Annotated in this window: 18 protein-coding genes; 12 read left to right on the top strand and 6 right to left on the bottom strand. The window is 55.6% G+C overall.

What is annotated here, in order from left to right; translation table 11 throughout:
• Nucleotides 1–9: 9 nt before the first annotated feature.
• The 9 genes from kdsC to npr all read left to right on the top strand — a co-directional run bounded on the left by kdsC (nucleotide 10) and on the right by npr (nucleotide 5,937).
• Nucleotides 10–576 (top strand): 3-deoxy-manno-octulosonate-8-phosphatase KdsC, encoded by a 567-nt coding sequence (gene kdsC, locus APT89_RS08240; RefSeq protein WP_025756695.1) that lies wholly within the window; start codon nucleotides 10–12, stop codon nucleotides 574–576.
• The gene (gene lptC, locus APT89_RS08235) at nucleotides 573–1,148 is read left to right on the top strand and encodes an LPS export ABC transporter periplasmic protein LptC (protein ID WP_028014568.1); all 576 of its coding nucleotides are present in this window, start codon (nucleotides 573–575) and stop codon (nucleotides 1,146–1,148) included. The genes kdsC and lptC overlap by 4 nt, the downstream gene beginning before the upstream one ends.
• Complete coding sequence (gene lptA / locus APT89_RS08230; protein ID WP_028014569.1) at nucleotides 1,117–1,671, top strand: lipopolysaccharide ABC transporter substrate-binding protein LptA; 555 nt, start codon at nucleotides 1,117–1,119, stop codon at nucleotides 1,669–1,671. Before lptC ends, lptA begins: the two co-directional genes overlap by 32 nt.
• A gap of 6 nt (nucleotides 1,672–1,677) precedes the next feature.
• Nucleotides 1,678–2,403: an LPS export ABC transporter ATP-binding protein gene (gene lptB / locus APT89_RS08225; RefSeq protein WP_028014570.1), complete on the top strand. Its 726-nt coding sequence runs from the start codon at nucleotides 1,678–1,680 to the stop codon at nucleotides 2,401–2,403.
• 47 nt (nucleotides 2,404–2,450) lie between these two features.
• Nucleotides 2,451–3,884: an RNA polymerase factor sigma-54 gene (gene rpoN, locus APT89_RS08220; RefSeq protein ID WP_028014571.1), complete on the top strand. Its 1,434-nt coding sequence runs from the start codon at nucleotides 2,451–2,453 to the stop codon at nucleotides 3,882–3,884.
• A 22-nt stretch (nucleotides 3,885–3,906) separates the two neighbouring features.
• Nucleotides 3,907–4,194, top strand: a complete 288-nt coding sequence (gene hpf, locus APT89_RS08215; protein ID WP_014171818.1) for a ribosome hibernation promoting factor — start codon at nucleotides 3,907–3,909, stop codon at nucleotides 4,192–4,194.
• Between the two features lie 82 nt (nucleotides 4,195–4,276).
• The gene (ptsN, locus tag APT89_RS08210) at nucleotides 4,277–4,768 is read left to right on the top strand and encodes a PTS IIA-like nitrogen regulatory protein PtsN (protein ID WP_008501443.1); all 492 of its coding nucleotides are present in this window, start codon (nucleotides 4,277–4,279) and stop codon (nucleotides 4,766–4,768) included.
• A 45-nt stretch (nucleotides 4,769–4,813) separates the two neighbouring features.
• A complete protein-coding gene (gene rapZ, locus APT89_RS08205; RefSeq protein WP_014885397.1) occupies nucleotides 4,814–5,668 on the top strand; it encodes an RNase adapter RapZ in 855 nt (284 codons plus the stop codon).
• Nucleotides 5,665–5,937: a PTS phosphocarrier protein NPr gene (gene npr, locus APT89_RS08200; RefSeq protein WP_025756690.1), complete on the top strand. Its 273-nt coding sequence runs from the start codon at nucleotides 5,665–5,667 to the stop codon at nucleotides 5,935–5,937. The genes rapZ and npr overlap by 4 nt, the downstream gene beginning before the upstream one ends.
• A gap of 38 nt (nucleotides 5,938–5,975) precedes the next feature.
• On the opposite strand, the gene mtgA is transcribed toward npr, so the two are convergent.
• The 6 genes from mtgA to APT89_RS24570 form a co-directional block, all read right to left on the bottom strand.
• Nucleotides 5,976–6,701 carry a monofunctional biosynthetic peptidoglycan transglycosylase gene (gene mtgA, locus APT89_RS08195; RefSeq protein WP_028014572.1) on the bottom strand — a complete coding sequence of 242 codons (726 nt, stop codon included), beginning with the start codon at nucleotides 6,699–6,701 and terminating at the stop codon, nucleotides 5,976–5,978.
• A complete protein-coding gene (gene elbB / locus APT89_RS08190) occupies nucleotides 6,698–7,351 on the bottom strand; it encodes an isoprenoid biosynthesis glyoxalase ElbB (RefSeq protein ID WP_047364720.1) in 654 nt (217 codons plus the stop codon). Before elbB ends, mtgA begins: the two co-directional genes overlap by 4 nt.
• A gap of 232 nt (nucleotides 7,352–7,583) precedes the next feature.
• On the bottom strand, nucleotides 7,584–9,917 hold the full coding sequence (arcB, locus tag APT89_RS08185) for an aerobic respiration two-component sensor histidine kinase ArcB (protein WP_028014574.1): 2,334 nt from the start codon (nucleotides 9,915–9,917) through the stop codon (nucleotides 7,584–7,586).
• A gap of 135 nt (nucleotides 9,918–10,052) precedes the next feature.
• Complete coding sequence (lptG, locus tag APT89_RS08180; protein ID WP_028014575.1) at nucleotides 10,053–11,135, bottom strand: LPS export ABC transporter permease LptG; 1,083 nt, start codon at nucleotides 11,133–11,135, stop codon at nucleotides 10,053–10,055.
• The gene (gene lptF / locus APT89_RS08175) at nucleotides 11,135–12,235 is read right to left on the bottom strand and encodes an LPS export ABC transporter permease LptF (protein ID WP_048999210.1); all 1,101 of its coding nucleotides are present in this window, start codon (nucleotides 12,233–12,235) and stop codon (nucleotides 11,135–11,137) included. Before lptF ends, lptG begins: the two co-directional genes overlap by 1 nt.
• A 63-nt stretch (nucleotides 12,236–12,298) precedes the next feature.
• Nucleotides 12,299–12,358: a hypothetical protein gene (locus APT89_RS24570; RefSeq protein ID WP_213743486.1), complete on the bottom strand. Its 60-nt coding sequence runs from the start codon at nucleotides 12,356–12,358 to the stop codon at nucleotides 12,299–12,301.
• Nucleotides 12,359–12,501: 143 nt separating this feature from the next.
• On the opposite strand from APT89_RS24570, the gene pepA reads away from it, so the two are divergent.
• The 3 genes from pepA to APT89_RS08160 all read left to right on the top strand — a co-directional run bounded on the left by pepA (nucleotide 12,502) and on the right by APT89_RS08160 (nucleotide 17,429).
• Nucleotides 12,502–14,013: a leucyl aminopeptidase gene (gene pepA / locus APT89_RS08170; RefSeq protein ID WP_028014577.1), complete on the top strand. Its 1,512-nt coding sequence runs from the start codon at nucleotides 12,502–12,504 to the stop codon at nucleotides 14,011–14,013.
• A 117-nt stretch (nucleotides 14,014–14,130) separates the two neighbouring features.
• Complete coding sequence (gene holC / locus APT89_RS08165) at nucleotides 14,131–14,574, top strand: DNA polymerase III subunit chi (protein WP_045630734.1); 444 nt, start codon at nucleotides 14,131–14,133, stop codon at nucleotides 14,572–14,574.
• Nucleotides 14,574–17,429 carry a valine--tRNA ligase gene (locus APT89_RS08160; RefSeq protein ID WP_045630735.1) on the top strand — a complete coding sequence of 952 codons (2,856 nt, stop codon included), beginning with the start codon at nucleotides 14,574–14,576 and terminating at the stop codon, nucleotides 17,427–17,429. Before holC ends, APT89_RS08160 begins: the two co-directional genes overlap by 1 nt.
• The last annotated feature ends 103 nt before the right edge of the window (nucleotides 17,430–17,532 follow it).

Below are 17,532 nucleotides of genomic sequence, written 5' to 3'. Positions count from 1 at the left end.
GATAAGACAATGAGTAATGCGGGTGCATCCCTTGCAACCTGTTATGGTCCGGTCAGTACCCAGATGATGGCAAAGGCGGAAAATATTCGTCTGCTCATTCTGGATGTGGATGGCGTACTTTCCGATGGCCTGATTTACATGGGCAATAATGGTGAAGAGCTGAAAGCGTTTAACGTTCGCGACGGCTACGGTATCCGCTGTGCGCTCACCTCGGGTATCGAGGTTGCTATCATCACCGGACGAAAAGCTAAACTGGTAGAAGACCGCTGTGAAACCTTAGGCATTACCCATCTTTACCAGGGTCAATCCGATAAGATGGCAGCGTTCAATGATTTACTGGGTAAACTGGCTATCGCACCGGAAAACGTGGCCTACGTTGGAGACGACCTGATTGACTGGCCGGTGATGGCTGAAGTCGGTCTCAGCATCGCGGTTGCTGATGCTCATCCGCTGTTGATCCCGCGCGCTGACTACGTTACCCACATCAACGGTGGCCGGGGTGCCGTCCGTGAAGTCTGCGATCTGCTTCTGCTGGCGCAGGGCAAGCTTGATGAAGCCAAAGGGCAATCGATATGAGTAAAACCAGACGTTGGGTTATCATTCTGCTTTCGCTTGTCGCACTGGTATTGATTGGCGTGAACCTTGCCGATCGCGACGATACGCAAACGGAAGTCGTCAACAATAACGATCCAACCTATAAAAGCGATCACAGCGACACCGTGGTCTATAGCCCGGAAGGTGCGCTGAATTATCGCCTGATTGCCCAGCACGTTGAATACTTTTCCGATGACGGCGTTTCGTGGTTTACCCAACCTGTCATGACCACTTTCGATAAAGACAAAGTGCCGACGTGGTCAATTAAGTCAGATCGGGCCAAACTGACAAATGATCGTATGCTTTATCTGTATGGCCACGTTGAAGTCAACGCCCTGACCGCTGACTCGCAACTGCGAAAAATTACGACGGATAATGCCCAGATCAACCTGGTAACCCAGGACGTGACGTCGCAGGATCTGGTCACACTGTATGGCACAACATTTAATTCCAGCGGTTTAAGAATGCGCGGGAACTTACGCAGCAAGAACGCCGAGCTGATTGAAAAGGTTAGAACCTCCTATGAAATTCAAAACAAACAAACTCAGCCTTAAAGTAATTATCGCCAGCGCGATGCTGGCGGCCAGTCTCCCCGCGCTTGCTGTAACGGGCGATACCGACCAGCCGATCCATATCGAGTCCGACACTCAGTCTCTCGATATGCAGGGTAACGTCGTCACCTTCACGGGTAACGTCGTCATGACTCAGGGGACCATCAAAATTAACGCCGATAAAGTGGTCGTTACCCGTCCGGGCGGCGAGCAGGGCAAAGAGATCATTGATGGTTACGGCAACCCGGCCACCTTCTACCAGATGCAGGACAACGGCAAGCCGGTGAAGGGCCACGCCTCGCATATGCACTATGAGCTGGCGAAGGACCTGGTCATCCTGACCGGAAACGCGTATCTGGAACAGCTGGACAGCAATATTACCGGTGACCAGATTACCTATCTGGTGAAAGAGCAAAAAATGCAGGCCTCCAGCGAGAAAGGCAAACGCGTAACCACCGTGCTGGTTCCGTCGCAGCTGCAGGACAAAGGCAAGGGCCAGGCCCCGGCACAGAAGAAGAGTAACTAATTCGCTATGGCAACATTAACTGCAAAAAATCTCGCGAAGGCCTATAAGGGCCGCCGTGTCGTAGAAGATGTCAGTCTGACCGTCAACTCCGGCGAAATTGTGGGCCTGCTTGGCCCGAACGGTGCGGGTAAAACCACCACCTTCTACATGGTGGTTGGCATTGTGCCGCGCGATGCCGGCAACATTATTATTGACGATGAAGATATCAGCCTGCTGCCGCTGCACGCGCGCGCGCGCCGTGGCATCGGCTATCTGCCGCAGGAAGCCTCTATTTTCCGTCGTCTGAGCGTCTTTGATAACCTGATGGCGGTCCTGCAAATTCGCGACGACCTGACCAACGAACAGCGTCAGGATCGCGCCAACGAGCTGATGGAAGAGTTTCATATCGAACACCTGCGCGACAGCCTGGGCCAGGCCTTGTCCGGGGGGGAACGCCGTCGTGTTGAGATTGCGCGCGCGCTGGCCGCCAATCCGAAGTTTATCCTTCTGGATGAACCGTTTGCGGGCGTTGACCCGATCTCCGTTATCGACATTAAACGCATTATCGAGCATCTGCGTGACAGCGGACTTGGCGTGCTGATCACAGACCACAACGTTCGTGAAACGCTGGCGGTATGTGAACGCGCGTATATCGTGAGCCAGGGCAATCTGATCGCTCACGGTACGCCGCAGCAGATCCTCGAAGACGATCATGTTAAGCGCGTCTATCTTGGGGAAGACTTCAGACTCTGATAGGGTAGAGGTAACGTAACGCCGAACCGGAGAAAAATGCTCTGAACATGAAGCAAGGTTTGCAATTAAGGCTCAGCCAACAGCTGGCGATGACGCCGCAGTTACAGCAGGCAATTCGTCTGTTGCAACTGTCCACCTTAGAACTCCAGCAGGAGCTCCAGCAGGCGCTGGACAGCAATCCCCTGCTGGAGCAAGCCGATCTTCATGACGAGGTAGATACCCAGCAGTCACAGGACACAGAAGCGCTCGACACCGCGGATGCACTCGAACAAAAAGAGATGCCGGACGAGCTTCCGCTGGATGCCAGCTGGGATGAAATCTATACTGCCGGGACCCCTTCCGGCACGCGTGCAGACTACCAGGACGACGAGCTACCGGTCTACCAGGGCGAAACCACCCAGTCGCTGCAGGATTACCTGATGTGGCAGGTAGAGCTTACCCCCTTCTCCGATACCGACCGCGCCATTGCCACCTCGATTGTCGACGCCGTTGATGACACCGGTTATTTGACCGTCACGCTGGACGACATTCTGGAAAGCATGGGCGATGAAGAGATTGAGATTGAGGAGATTGAAGCGGTACTGAAACGCATTCAGCGCTTCGATCCGGTCGGGGTGGCCGCTAAAGACCTGCGCGACTGTTTGCTGATCCAGCTTTCTCAGTTCAGCAAAGAGACGCCGTGGCTCGACGAGGCACGCTTAATCATCAGCGATCATCTGGATCTTCTGGCTAACCACGATTTCCGCACCCTGATGCGCGTGACGCGCCTGAAGGAAGAGGTGCTGAAAGAGGCGGTAAATCTGATCCAGTCCCTCGATCCGCGTCCCGGTCAGTCGATCCAGACCAGCGAACCCGAGTACGTTATCCCGGACGTGCTGGTCAGAAAACACAATGACCGCTGGGTCGTTGAACTGAACTCTGACAGCATCCCTCGCCTGCAAATCAACCAGCAGTACGCCTCCATGTGTACCAGCGCGCGCAACGACTCCGACAATCAATATATTCGCAGCAATCTTCAGGAAGCGCGATGGTTGATCAAGAGCCTGGAGAGCCGGAATGATACCCTGCTTCGCGTGAGCCGCTGCATCGTCGAACAGCAGCAGGCATTCTTTGAGCAGGGCGAAGAGTATATGAAACCGATGGTGCTGGCGGATATCGCCCAGGCCGTCGAGATGCATGAATCCACTATTTCCCGCGTTACTACGCAGAAGTATCTGCACAGTCCGCGCGGTATTTTTGAGCTTAAGTATTTCTTCTCCAGCCACGTGAACACCGAGGGTGGCGGCGAAGCCTCCTCAACGGCGATTCGCGCCCTGGTGAAGAAGTTGATCGCCGCGGAGAATCCCGCGAAGCCACTAAGTGACAGTAAGTTGACCACCATGCTGTCCGATCAGGGTATTATGGTGGCACGTCGTACTGTTGCGAAGTATCGAGAGTCTTTATCCATTCCGCCGTCTAACCAGCGTAAACAACTGGTCTGACACAACCGATAAGGAAGACACTATGCAGCTCAATATCACAGGACATAACGTCGAGATTACTGAGGCTTTACGTGACTTCGTGAACGCTAAGTTCGCGAAACTCGAGCAGTATTTCGAAAGGATCAATCAGGTCTACGTTGTGTTAAAAGTGGAGAAAGTGACTCATATCTCGGATGCAACCCTGCATGTTAACGGGGGTGAACTCCATGCCAGTGCGGAAGGGCAAGACATGTACGCGGCTATCGACGGCTTGATTGACAAGCTTGCGCGACAGCTCAATAAACATAAAGATAAACTGAAACAACACTAATTGTCCGGGCAGTTAACGGGTGCAGGACGGCCTGTTGTGAAACACAACGGGCCATTTGTACAGTTAGCGCTTAGGTGAAATTATGATGAACAACGATTCCGCTCTTCAACTGAGCAATGTCCTTAACCAGGAATGTACCCGCAGTGCCGTTCACTGCCAGAGCAAAAAACGTGCGCTGGAGATCATCAGTGAATTGGCTGCAAAACAGCTGGGCTTGCCGCCGCAGGTGGTGTTCGAAGCCATTCTGACCCGTGAAAAGATGGGCAGTACCGGTATCGGCAACGGCATCGCGATCCCGCACGGCAAGCTGGAAGAGGACACCCTGCGTGCCGTCGGTGTGTTTGTGCAGCTGGAAACCCCAATCGCTTTTGACGCCATTGATAACCAGCCCGTCGATCTCCTCTTCGCGCTGTTGGTGCCTGCCGACCAGACCAAGACCCACCTGCATACGCTTTCGCTGGTTGCTAAACGTCTGGCGGATAAAACCATCTGCCGTCGACTGCGCTCAGCCCAAAGTGATGAAGAGCTTTATCAAATTATCACTGAAGCAGAAGGCAATCAGGATGACGCATAACCAGGTGATGGCCTTCACATCTGTTGTCCTGAGGAGAAACGGAACATGGTGCTGATGATTGTCAGCGGTCGTTCAGGGTCGGGGAAATCCGTTGCCCTGCGCGCGCTGGAAGACATGGGTTTTTACTGCGTCGATAACCTGCCGGTCGTGTTATTGCCCGATCTGGCACGCACGTTAGCGGAGAGACAAACCTCCGCCGCCGTCAGTATCGACGTTCGTAACATGCCGGAATCGCCAGAGATCTTCGAACAGGCCATGAGTAACCTGCCTGACGCGTTCTCGCCTCAGCTGCTGTTCCTTGATGCCGACCGCAATACCCTGATCCGCCGCTACAGCGACACCCGTCGTCTGCACCCGCTTTCCAGCAAGAATCTCTCGCTGGAGAGCGCCATCGACGAAGAGAGCGATCTGCTTGAGCCGCTGCGCTCTCGTGCCGATCTGATTGTCGACACCTCAGAGATGTCCGTTCACGAGCTGGCGGAAATGCTGCGAACCCGGCTGCTGGGCAAACGCGAGCGCGAGCTGACGATGGTGTTCGAATCTTTCGGCTTTAAGCACGGTATTCCGATTGATGCGGACTATGTTTTCGACGTGCGCTTCCTGCCGAACCCACACTGGGATCCCAAACTGCGTCCAATGACCGGTCTGGATAAGCCCGTGGCGGCGTTCCTCGACCGACACACAGAAGTTCACAATTTTATCTACCAGACGCGAAGCTACCTTGAGCTATGGTTACCTATGCTGGAGACAAACAATCGTAGCTACCTGACGGTGGCGATTGGCTGTACCGGCGGTAAACATCGTTCGGTCTACATCGCCGAACAGCTGGCCGACTATTTCCGCTCGCGCGGTAAGAACGTTCAGTCCCGTCATCGCACGCTGGAAAAACGTAAAACATGACCGTAAAACAAACCGTTGAGATCACCAATAAGCTGGGCATGCATGCACGCCCGGCGATGAAGCTGTTTGAGCTGATGCAGGGTTTCGATGCAGAAGTGCTGCTGCGTAATGACGAAGGCACCGAAGCGGAAGCCAACAGCGTTATTGCGCTGCTGATGCTGGACTCCGCGAAAGGGCGTCAGATTGAGGTTGAAGCCACCGGTCCTCAGGAAGAGGAAGCTCTGGCAGCGGTAGTTGCGCTGTTTAACGCCGGGTTCGACGAAGATTAGGCCTGCTATTCTGGCGGGTGGCGCTGCGCTTACCCGCCCTACATTAACGCATTTCTCTCCATAAACCCTTCCCCACCCAGCTGGCGCATCTGGCGCATGATCCACGCCTGACGGCTTCGCACGTACCCTGACGGGGCGCTGGCCTTGAAGCGGACAGGATTAGGCAGAACAGCCGCGAGCAGCGCCGCCTCCGACATGCTCAGCCTGCTGGCAGGTTTATTAAAATAGCGTTGTGATGCAGCTTCGACACCAAATACCCCGTCGCCGAACTCGGCGATATTAAGGTAAACGGTCAGAATACGCTTTTTGCTCCAGACCGTTTCCATTCCCAGGGTCAGACCCGCTTCCAGCCCTTTTCGCACCCAGCTTCGCCCATCCCACAGGAACAGGTTTTTAGCCGTCTGCTGCGACAGCGTTGACGCACCGCGCACGCGGTTTTCGTGACGTTCGTTATGGGCCAGCGCCTTTTCAATCGCAGCCACATCGAACCCCCAGTGCTCCGGGAATTTTTGATCTTCCGCCGCGATAACCGCCAGCCCCATGAACGGAGAAATTTCATCCATGCTCACCCAGTCAGAATGGGCAACATAGCCGAAATCACCGGAGAACCACGCGCTAAGCTGGCGCTCAACCATGACCGCTGAAAACGGTACCGGCAAAATGCTGAACACGGCCAGCCCACCTCCCCAGAACACCGCCAGGACGAGTACGATGCGGAAAAGAAGGCGTTTCACCCATGCGCCTGCGGAAAACTGACGTCTCATTCCGTCAGCACCAGCACCCGGGCGACCAGCTTTTCAATGCCCACGGCGGCTTCCGCAATATTCTTCGCCAGCATATACGCGGGCGTGGTGACAACTTTGTTGTCCTCATCCACCACAATGTCATCGACCGGGCACGGAACGTGTTCGCCCCCCATATCCTCGACGACCTCTGCGGTATCAATATCGGTTCCGATCGTCAGCCGTAACGGAAAATCGAAAATATTTGGCAGCATGGCCGGTGCAATACAGATAAAGCCCAGCGGCTTGCCCGCGGCATGCATCGCCAGCGTCAGCGCTTTGAGATCAGGGTCCACCGTGCATGCGGCACCTTCGGCTGCAAAGGTGCTGAGATTTTTCGCGGCGCCGAAGCCGCCCGGCACAATGAGCGCATCCAGTTCAGCGGCATCTGCCTTCGCCAGCGGATGAATCTCTCCCCGGGCAATACGCGCGGCTTCAATCAGCACGTTACGCGTTTCGGCCATCGGCTCGCCGGTCAGATGGTTAATCACATCCGACTGATTTTTGTCGGGTGCAAAACAGATTACCTCTGCTCCCTGTTTTGTCAGGGCCAGCAGCGTGATTACGGCTTCATGTATTTCTGAACCATCAAAAACACCGCATCCGCTCAGGACAACACCAATTTTTTTCATCTTGACGATCCTTCTTTGCAACTCGCTGAAGCACATTAATAATTTTGATTAAAACGCTATGCTTCACACATTTCACTGATTCATGTAACAAACCATTTAAGATTTGCTATCTTATCTGCGTGCGGCCTAAATTTTTACGGCGGCGCCCATTAGAAAATTACTTTAAAAAACAGGCGCAGCCACGATTTCCCTGGTGTTGGCGCAGTATTCGCGCACCCCGGTCTAGCCGGGGTCATTTTTTTCTGGCATCCACCCAGGCTTTAAGCACCGCAACATCGTTCTGCCACTCTTGTTTCATCTCTTCAACCCAATCACCAACGTTATCTTCCCAAGCTGGTAAATCAGGCGACTGAATCTGTTGACCCAGCTGCTGCAGATGGCGTAACCCGACCGAGCCGGCTGCGCCTTTGATTTTATGCCCTTCTTCCACGATGCCCTTCTGGTCACGCGCCGTCAGGTTTGACTCCAGCACGCTCAGATAACCCGGCATCATTTTTTCAAACACCGCCAGGCCGTCGGTAATCAGTTTCGGGCCGACCAGATCGATATACTGCTCCAGCATCGCGGTATCGAGTATCGTTTGGGCTTTTGCGCTATCAACAGACGTCATGGTGCTCTCCTCTTCATCGTGGGTATCCCAGAACTTCTTGATCATGGCGGTCAGAGCAGGCACCGCCAGAGGCTTGCTGAGTACATCGTCCATACCGGCGTCGAGATACTCTTTTTTATCTTTCAGCACGTTCGCCGTCAGCGCCACCAGCGGCGGCAGTTCATCAGCCGCGTACTGACGCGTCAGTTCACGCGAGATATCCAGCCCGGTCATATCCGGCAACTGGATATCCAGCAGAACGAGGTCATATTCACCCGGTGTAAACATCTCCAGCGCGGCTTTACCGGTCATCGCGACATCCACGCTGTTGCCCAGTTTTTCCAGCACCGAGCGCGCTACAATCACGTTAAGCTCAATATCCTCCACCAGCAGGACGTGCAGCGCAGGCAGCGGCATATCGTCGTTTTCAAAGGTATCCTCTACCTCTTCCGCCACCGCCGGCGCATGCACCGTCAGCGTGAAGGTTGACCCTTTGCCCGCCTGACTGGCAACGGTGATGTCACCGCCCATGCTCTTCGCCAGCCGCTTAGACACCGCCAGGCCGATTCCGGTACCAGTGGCCGGTTTTCCACCGTTGCTGTCCTTCACCTGGTAGTACATGGCGAAAATCTTGTCCTGCTCCTCCTGCGGAATACCAATCCCGGAGTCCTCCACCTCGAAGTGCAGCATGTCGCCGTCGTCATAGCGAATACGCACCGCCACCTGCCCCTTCTGGGTAAATTTCACCGCGTTGCTGATGAGGTTCCACAGGATCTGACGCAGCCGCGTGCCGTCGGTAATCACTTTATGCGGCAGCGGCAGGGTGGGCTCCATGACAAAATTCAGCCCCTTCTGCTGCGCCTGCAGACCAGACAAGTTTTCCAGATCGGCAAGGAAGCTGGTGAAATCAACCGGCTGGTTATCAAGCTGAACCTTTCGGCGCTCCATCTTATCCATGTCAATAATATCGTTGAAGATATTACCCAGCGTGACCGCCGAGACGTGAATCGTTTTGAGGTATTTTTCCTGCTCCGCGGTCAGGTCGGTATCCAGCAGTATGCGGCTCAGCCCCACAATGCCGTTAAGCGGCGTACGAAGCTCATGGCTGATGGTGGAGATGAAGGTGGTCTTGTCGCGGCTGGCGCGCTCCAGCGCATCCTGATAGCGCTTACGCTCGGTAATATCACGGCCGAAGCCCATCAGGCCGTGACGCTTCCCGACGCGGTCATAGTACGGCACCTTACGGATCTCAAAGCAGGCTTTGCGCCCGTCCGGGTAATCCAGCCACTGTTCGTAGGTCAGCGAGACGTTATGGCGGAACACTTTTTCGTCCGTCTCCATGACCTTGGCGGCCGCCTCTTCGGAGTAAACGTCCTGCGGCTTGAGGTGAATCAGCTGCTTCTCGCTTTTCCCGGTCAGGAGCTCCATCGCCCGGTTACAGCCGGAAAACTCTTTATCTTCGTTACGGTAGAATACCAGATCCGGCGAAGCGTCCAGGAACGAACGCAGGAAGGAGGATTGCTGCTCAAGCTGGATCTGCGTCACCTCGCGCTCTTTCATTTCGATTTTCAGCTGTTCCAGCGTGGCCTGACGCTCTGCCTCCGCCTTCTCACGATCTGAAATTTCCTGATTCAACTGAGCAATGTTGTCTTTAAGCTGAACGTTGAGCTTCAGGTCGCGCTCGCGCATCTCCTCCAGCTTATCGACCAGTTTTGATAAGCGCTGACGGGACTCCTCCAGCTGTTCGACCACCACGGAAAGAAAATAGACCGCCCAGGGGGTAATGAGCAGGCCGAAGAAGATAGAGCGGATAACGTCGATACTCTCGACCTGACCATGCAGAACCATCGTAACGGCCATCTGCACGACAATCGCCAGAACGACCAGCGCCAGCGCCAGCAGCATGGAGAAACGCACCAGCCCAAGCTTCATCATCAGGTCGACGTAGTACTGGGCTAGCATTCGAATTTGCTTCATAGAGGATCCCTTCACGACTTTATCGCTCAATAATACTCAAATTCGAGGCGGGACGTTGAAGGTTGTGAGAAAAAGTGCGGGGTGAAACAGGAGATTAGCCTCGCCTCCGGTTCACCGGAAGCGAGGAGAGGTCAATCAGGAGCGTTTCAGCAGCAGCCACAGGCTGATCAGGAAGAAGCTGGCGCTCGGCAGCAGCGCACCGATAATCGGCGGGATGCCATAAACCAGCGTCAGCGGACCGAAGATCTGATCGAGTACATAGAAGACAAAGCCGAAGCTAATACCGGTCACGACGCGCACGCCCATCGGCACGCTACGCAGCGGGCCGAAGATAAACGACAGCGCCATCAGCATCATCACCGCCACGGACATCGGCTGGAAGATTTTGCTCCACATATTGAGCTGATAGCGTCCGGCATCCTGCCCGCTCGACTTCAGGTACTTCACATAGTTGTGCAAGCCGCTGATAGAGAGCGCGTCAGGATCCAGCGCAACAACCCCGAGCTTATCCGGCGTGAGGTTGGTCTTCCAGGTGCCGGTCACCGTCTGTGACCCGGTAATCTGTTTTGGATCGGTCAGGTCAGATTCATCAACCTGCGACAAACGCCACTGCTTATGTTCAGCGTCAAACTTCGCGGAAGAGGCGTGTCGGACAGACTCCAGACGGCGCTGGTCGTTGAACGCGTAGATGCTCACCCCGCCCAGTTCATCATTACCCTTTACCCGTTCGATGTAGACGAAGTTTTTCCCGTCTTTCGCCCATAAACCTTGCTGAGTCGAGAGCAGTGAACCACCGTACATTGCCTGAGCACGATAGTTACGCGCCATCTGCTCGCCCTGCGGTGCCACCCACTCGCCAATCGCCATGGTCAACAGCACCAGCGGGATTGCGGTTTTCATTACCGACAGCGCAACCTGCATACGGGTAAAGCCTGAGGCCTGCATCACAACCAGCTCGCTGCGCTGAGCCAGCATCCCCAGCCCCAGCAGCGCGCCCAGCAGAGCCGCCATCGGGAAGAAGATCTGCACATCTTTTGGCACGCTGAGCAGGGTGTACATCCCCGCCCCCATCGCGTCATAGCTGCCCTGCCCGGCTTTTTTCAGCTGATCGACAAATTTGATAATGCCGGAGAGCGACACCAGCATGAACAACGTCATCATGATGGTAGTGAAAATGGTTTTACCAATATAGCGATCAAGAACGCCAAACGCCTGCATTAGATGGCTCCTTTACGCGAGAATCGGGCACGTATGCGGCGCACAGGCACCGTATCCCACAGGTTTAATCCCAGCGCCAGTAAGATGTACAGGCTGTTAACGAACCACGTCCAGACCATCGGATCCAGCTTACCCTTCGCGCCGTTAGAGCGAATCGAGGTTTGCAGCAGGAAGTAGATCAGGTAAAGCAGCATCGCTGGCAGCATAGAGAGCACGCGGCCCTGGCGCGGGTTCACCACGCTCAGCGGCACGACAATCAGTGCCATCATAAAGACGGTGAATACGAGCGTAATACGCCAGTGGAACTCAGCACGCGCTCTGTCGGTATCGGTATTCCACAGCGTGCGCATATCCATTTGCTCGGTATCCGTCGGATCGAGCGCCACCGCCTGATGACCAATAATGGCCTGATAGTTCTGGAAATCCGTAATACGGAAGTCACGCAGCATCGCGGTGCCTTCGAAACGGGTGCCTTTATTCAGCGTGACGACCTGAGAACCGTCTTTGCGCTGAGAAAGCTGGCCAGAATCGGCAACCACCACGGACGGACGCGCGTTACCTTTAGGACGCAGCTGCGCCAGAAATACATCGTTAAATTTACTGCCGTCAACGCTCTCAATAAACAGCACGGAGTTTCCGTCAGTCGCCTGCTGGAACTGCCCCTGCGCGAGCGCCGCCAAGCCGGGGTTTGCTTTCGCCTCGGCCAGCACTTCGTCCTGATGACGGGAAGACATAGGGCCCGCCCACATCACATTCACCGCCGCAACAATGCCCGTGAACAGCGCCAGTATCATCGCCGCTTTCACCAGTACGGCTTTACTCAGGCCGCAGGCATGCATCACCGTAATTTCACTCTCGGTGTACAGCTTACCGAGGGTCATCAACAGGCCGAGGAATAGACTCAGCGGTAGAATAAGCTGCGCCATTTCCGGGATCCCCAGCCCAAGCAGGGAAAGCACCAGATTCGTTGGAATTTCGCCGTCAACGGCCGCACCGAGGATCTTAACCAGCTTCTGACAGAAAAAAATCAGCAGCAGGATGAAGAGGATCGCCAGTTGGCTTTTGAGCGTCTCCCGCACCAGATATCTTATGATTATCACTTTAAATACGCCCGTAAAAACCCGTCTCTTTGCTGGAAAATCGCTTGTTTCATGGCTTAAACGTCATTTATTCTCTTGAGTCGTCGAAATCGTCGCTAAGATTAAAACATCCGGCGGATTCACGCTTCAGGACTTTTTCTGACGTGTCGAAACCGTAGTAACGTAAGATTAACACGAAGTCACCACAACAGCGGACATGAGTTACGAAAGGTTTCAATTCTATCCGTAGCAGCCGCCGTTGTCTTTAAGATTCAGGAGCGTAGTGCATGGAGTTCAGTGTAAAAAGCGGTAGCCCGGAGAAACAGCGGAGTGCCTGCATCGTTGTGGGCGTCTTTGAACCGCGCCGACTCTCCCCGATCGCCGAGCAACTCGATAAAATCAGTGACGGCTATATCAGCGCCCTGCTGCGCCGTGGCGAACTGGAAGGCAAACCTGGGCAGACGCTGTTACTGCACCATGTTCCGAACGTCCTGTCAGAGCGTATTCTGCTGATTGGCTGCGGCAAAGAGCGCGAGCTGGATGAACGTCAGTATAAGCAGGTTATTCAGAAAACCATTAATACGCTGAATGACACCGGTTCAATGGAAGCCGTCTGCTTCCTGACCGAGCTGCACGTCAAAGGCCGTAACACCTACTGGAAAGTGCGTCAGGCCGTCGAAACGGCAAAAGAGAGCCTTTACAGCTTCGATCAGCTTAAGACCAACAAAAGCGAGCCGCGTCGCCCGCTGCGCAAAATGGTCTTTAACGTGCCAACCCGTCGCGAACTGACCAGCGGCGAGCGCGCCATCCAGCATGGTCTGGCGATTGCCGCCGGTATTAAAGCGGCAAAAGATCTCGGCAACATGCCGCCAAACATCTGTAACGCCGCCTACCTCGCCTCTCAGGCGCGCCAGCTGGCTGACTCCTACAGCAAAAACGTCATCACCCGCGTCATCGGCGAACAGCAGATGAAAGAGCTGGGGATGCACTCTTATCTGGCGGTGGGTAACGGCTCGCAGAACGAATCCCTGATGTCGGTCATCGAATACAAAGGCAATCCGTCTGAAGACGCGCGTCCGATCGTGCTCGTCGGTAAAGGGCTGACCTTTGACTCCGGCGGTATCTCCATCAAGCCTTCAGAAGGCATGGACGAGATGAAGTACGACATGTGCGGCGCGGCGGCGGTTTACGGCGTCATGCGCATGGTTGCGGAGCTTCAGCTGCCCATCAACGTAATCGGCGTGCTGGCAGGCTGCGAAAACATGCCTGGCGGTCGCGCGTATCGTCCGGGCGACGTCCTGACCACCATGTCCGGCCAGACCGTTGAAGTGCTGAATACCGACGCCGAAGGCCGTCTGGTACTCTGTGACGTGTTGACCTACGTTGAGCGCTTCGAGCCAGAAGCGGTTATCGACGTGGCCACCCTGACCGGTGCCTGCGTGATTGCCCTGGGCCATCACATCACCGGCCTGATGTCGAACCACAACCCGCTGGCGCACGAGCTTATCGGCGCGTCCGAGCAGGCCGGTGACCGCGCATGGCGTCTGCCGCTGGGTGACGAGTATCAGGAACAGCTGGAGTCTAACTTTGCGGACATGGCTAACATTGGTGGTCGTCCTGGCGGGGCTATCACCGCAGGCTGCTTCCTGGCGCGCTTTACCCGCAAGTACAACTGGGCGCACCTGGATATCGCGGGGACCGCATGGCGCTCCGGTAAAGCCAAAGGCGCTACCGGACGTCCGGTGGCCCTGCTGTCGCAGTTCCTGCTTAATCGTGCGGGTTTTAACGGCGACGAGTGATGTAATGTGCCGGGTGGCGGCTTCGCCTTACCCGGCCTACACGCCACTCAACCGTAGGCCGGGTAAGCGAAGCGCCACCCGGCTTTGCATTTAAATCCACGACAAGAAGCCCCATATATGAAGAATGCAACGTTCTACCTTCTGGACAACGACACCCATCAGGATGGCCTCAGCGCCGTTGAACAGCTGGTGTGTGAAATTGCCGCAGAACGTTGGCGCGCAGGTAAACGCGTACTGATTGCCTGTGAAGATGAGTTGCAGGCGATTCGCCTGGATGAAGCGCTATGGGCGCGCCCGCCGGAAAGTTTTGTTCCGCATAACCTGTCGGGCGAAGGTCCACGCGGCGGGGCACCGGTCGAAATTGCCTGGCCGCAAAAGCGCAACAGCAGCGCGCGCGATATTCTCATTAGCCTGCGGACAGACTTTGCAGATTTTGCCACCGCTTTCACAGAAGTGGTAGACTTTGTCCCTTACGAAGAATCCTTGAAACAACTGGCGCGCGAACGCTATAAAGCGTACCGCCTGGCCGGTTTTAACCTGAATACGGCAACCTGGAAATAATGGAAAAGACATATAACCCACGCGATATCGAACAGCCGCTTTACGAGCACTGGGAACAGCAGGGCTATTTCAAGCCTAACGGCGACGAAAGCAAAGAGTCCTTCTGCATCATGATCCCGCCGCCGAACGTCACCGGCAGTTTGCATATGGGGCATGCTTTCCAGCAGACCATCATGGACACCATGATCCGCTACCAGCGCATGCAGGGCAAAAACACCCTGTGGCAGGCGGGGACTGACCACGCGGGTATCGCGACCCAGATGGTGGTTGAGCGTAAAATTGCCGCTGAAGAAGGTAAAACTCGTCACGACTACGGTCGCGATGCGTTCATCGACAAAATCTGGCAGTGGAAGGCAGAATCCGGCGGCACCATTACCCGTCAGATGCGCCGTCTCGGCAACTCCGTGGACTGGGAGCGCGAGCGCTTCACCATGGACGAAGGCCTGTCCAACGCCGTAAAAGAAGTGTTCGTCCGTCTGTACAAAGAAGACCTGATTTACCGCGGCAAACGCCTGGTAAACTGGGACCCGAAACTGCGCACCGCAATTTCTGACCTGGAAGTGGAAAACCGCGAGTCCAAAGGCTCCATGTGGCACATCCGCTATCCGCTGGCCGATGGCGCAAAAACCGCAGACGGTAAAGATTACCTGGTGGTGGCGACCACCCGTCCGGAAACCCTGCTGGGCGATACCGGCGTGGCCGTTAACCCGGAAGATCCGCGCTATAAAGATCTGATCGGCAAATTTGTGGTGCTGCCGCTGGTGAACCGCCGCATTCCGATTGTGGGCGACGAACACGCCGACATGGAAAAAGGCACCGGCTGCGTGAAAATCACCCCGGCGCACGACTTCAACGACTATGAAGTGGGTCGTCGTCACGCCCTGCCAATGATCAACATTCTGACCTTCGACGGCGATATCCGCGAAAGCGCAGAGGTGTACGACACCAAAGGCAACGAATCCGACGTTTACTCCAGCGAGATCCCGGCGGAGTTCCAGAAGCTGGAGCGCTTTGCCGCACGTAAAGCCATCGTAGCCGCCGTTGATGCCCTCGGCCTGCTGGAAGAGATTAAGCCTCACGATCTGACCGTGCCGTACGGCGACCGTGGCGGCGTGGTTATTGAGCCAATGCTGACCGACCAGTGGTACGTCCGTGCCGACGTGCTGGCAAAACCGGCTGTGGAAGCGGTTGAGAACGGCAGCATTCAGTTCGTGCCGAAGCAGTACGAAAACATGTACTTCTCCTGGATGCGAGACATTCAGGACTGGTGTATCTCCCGTCAGCTGTGGTGGGGTCACCGCATCCCGGCATGGTACGACAACGAAGGCAACGTCTACGTTGGCCGTAGCGAAGACGAAGTGCGTCAGGAAAATAACCTGAGCGCTGACGTGGCCCTGCGCCAGGATGAAGACGTTCTGGATACCTGGTTCTCCTCCGCGCTGTGGACCTTCTCTACCCTCGGCTGGCCGGAAAACACCGACGCGCTGCGTCAGTTCCACCCTACCAGCGTAATGGTGTCCGGCTTCGACATCATCTTCTTCTGGATTGCCCGCATGATCATGATGACCATGCACTTCATCAAAGACGAAGACGGCAAGCCGCAGGTTCCGTTCCATACCGTCTACATGACCGGCCTTATCCGCGACGACGAAGGGCAGAAGATGTCCAAGTCCAAGGGCAACGTGATTGACCCGCTGGACATGGTTGACGGGATCTCCCTGGAAGACCTGCTGGAAAAACGTACCGGCAACATGATGCAGCCGCAGCTGGCTGAGAAAATCCGCAAGCGTACCGAGAAGCAGTTCCCGAACGGGATCGAATCTCACGGTACCGACGCCCTGCGCTTCACCCTGGCGGCGCTGGCCTCTACCGGCCGCGACATCAACTGGGACATGAAGCGTCTGGAAGGTTACCGTAACTTCTGTAACAAGCTGTGGAACGCCAGCCGCTTCGTGCTGATGAACACCGAAGATCAGGATTGCGGCTTCAACGGCGGCGAGATGACCCTGTCTCTGGCGGACCGCTGGATCCTGGCGGAATTTAACCAGACGGTGAAAGCCTTCCGCGAGGCGCTGGACAGCTACCGCTTTGATATCGCGGCGGGCATTCTGTATGAATTCACCTGGAACCAGTTCTGTGACTGGTATCTGGAGCTGGCGAAGCCGGTCATGAACGGCGGTTCTGAAGCGGAGCTGCGCGGCACGCGCAACACGCTGATTACCGTCCTGGAAGGACTGCTGCGCCTGGCGCATCCGGTTATTCCATTCATCACCGAGACCATCTGGCAGCGCGTGAAGGTCATTGCGGGCATCAACGCCGATACCATCATGCTGCAGCCGTTCCCGGAATTCGATGCGGCTAAGGTTGATGAAGCCGCGTCTGCGGATACCGAGTGGCTGAAGCAGGCGATCGTTGCGGTACGTAACATCCGTGCCGAAATGAACATCGCCCCGGGTAAACCACTGGAGCTGCTGCTGCGCGGCTGCAGCGACGCTGCCGTTCGTCGCGTCACCGAGAACAACACCTTCCTGAAAACCATGGCGCGTCTGGAAAGCATCACCGTGCTGCCTGCCGATGACAAAGGTCCGGTTTCCGTGACTAAAATCATCGACGGTGCGGAGCTGCTGATCCCGATGGCGGGCCTGGTCGACAAAGACGCAGAGCTGGCGCGTCTGGCGAAAGAAGTGGCGAAAGTCGACGTGGAAATTGGCAAAATCGAAAGCAAGCTGGCGAACGAAGGCTTTGTTGCCCGCGCGCCGGAAGCGGTCATTGCCAAAGAGCGTGAGCGTCTGGTTGCCTTCGCCGATGCGAAGACCAAACTGATCGAGCAGCAGGCCGTTATCGCGGCCCTGTAATGCTTTTACCCCTTACGCTTCAGGGCGTAAGGGGTAACCTTCCTGAAAACTCCTCGCTTGCACTCCCTTTTCTGCAGTGCTATTAACAGCAACTGTGTGTCAA

It is taken from the genome of Enterobacter sp. 50588862 (assembly GCF_001462935.1).
Lineage (GTDB): Bacteria > Pseudomonadota > Gammaproteobacteria > Enterobacterales > Enterobacteriaceae > Enterobacter > Enterobacter bugandensis.
Note: the sequence above shows the minus strand (reverse complement) of the source record. Positions and strands in the feature narration are given on the sequence as shown.

Bases quoted from the DNA above. Each gene is read 5' to 3' on its own strand.
- holC (WP_045630734.1), top strand. From the start codon at position 14,131: ATGAAGAATGCAACGTTCTACCTTCTGGACAACGACACCCATCAGGAT.
- lptA (WP_028014569.1), top strand. From the start codon at position 1,117: ATGAAATTCAAAACAAACAAACTCAGCCTTAAAGTAATTATCGCCAGC.
- pepA (WP_028014577.1), top strand. From the start codon at position 12,502: ATGGAGTTCAGTGTAAAAAGCGGTAGCCCGGAGAAACAGCGGAGTGCC.
- rpoN (WP_028014571.1), top strand. From the start codon at position 2,451: ATGAAGCAAGGTTTGCAATTAAGGCTCAGCCAACAGCTGGCGATGACG.
- elbB (WP_047364720.1), bottom strand. From the start codon at position 7,351: ATGAAAAAAATTGGTGTTGTCCTGAGCGGATGCGGTGTTTTTGATGGT.
- APT89_RS08160 (WP_045630735.1), top strand. From the start codon at position 14,574: ATGGAAAAGACATATAACCCACGCGATATCGAACAGCCGCTTTACGAG.
- kdsC (WP_025756695.1), top strand. From the start codon at position 10: ATGAGTAATGCGGGTGCATCCCTTGCAACCTGTTATGGTCCGGTCAGT.
- lptB (WP_028014570.1), top strand. From the start codon at position 1,678: ATGGCAACATTAACTGCAAAAAATCTCGCGAAGGCCTATAAGGGCCGC.
- rapZ (WP_014885397.1), top strand. From the start codon at position 4,814: ATGGTGCTGATGATTGTCAGCGGTCGTTCAGGGTCGGGGAAATCCGTT.
- npr (WP_025756690.1), top strand. From the start codon at position 5,665: ATGACCGTAAAACAAACCGTTGAGATCACCAATAAGCTGGGCATGCAT.
- hpf (WP_014171818.1), top strand. From the start codon at position 3,907: ATGCAGCTCAATATCACAGGACATAACGTCGAGATTACTGAGGCTTTA.
- lptG (WP_028014575.1), bottom strand. From the start codon at position 11,135: ATGCAGGCGTTTGGCGTTCTTGATCGCTATATTGGTAAAACCATTTTC.
- ptsN (WP_008501443.1), top strand. From the start codon at position 4,277: ATGATGAACAACGATTCCGCTCTTCAACTGAGCAATGTCCTTAACCAG.
- mtgA (WP_028014572.1), bottom strand. From the start codon at position 6,701: ATGAGACGTCAGTTTTCCGCAGGCGCATGGGTGAAACGCCTTCTTTTC.
- lptC (WP_028014568.1), top strand. From the start codon at position 573: ATGAGTAAAACCAGACGTTGGGTTATCATTCTGCTTTCGCTTGTCGCA.
- arcB (WP_028014574.1), bottom strand. From the start codon at position 9,917: ATGAAGCAAATTCGAATGCTAGCCCAGTACTACGTCGACCTGATGATG.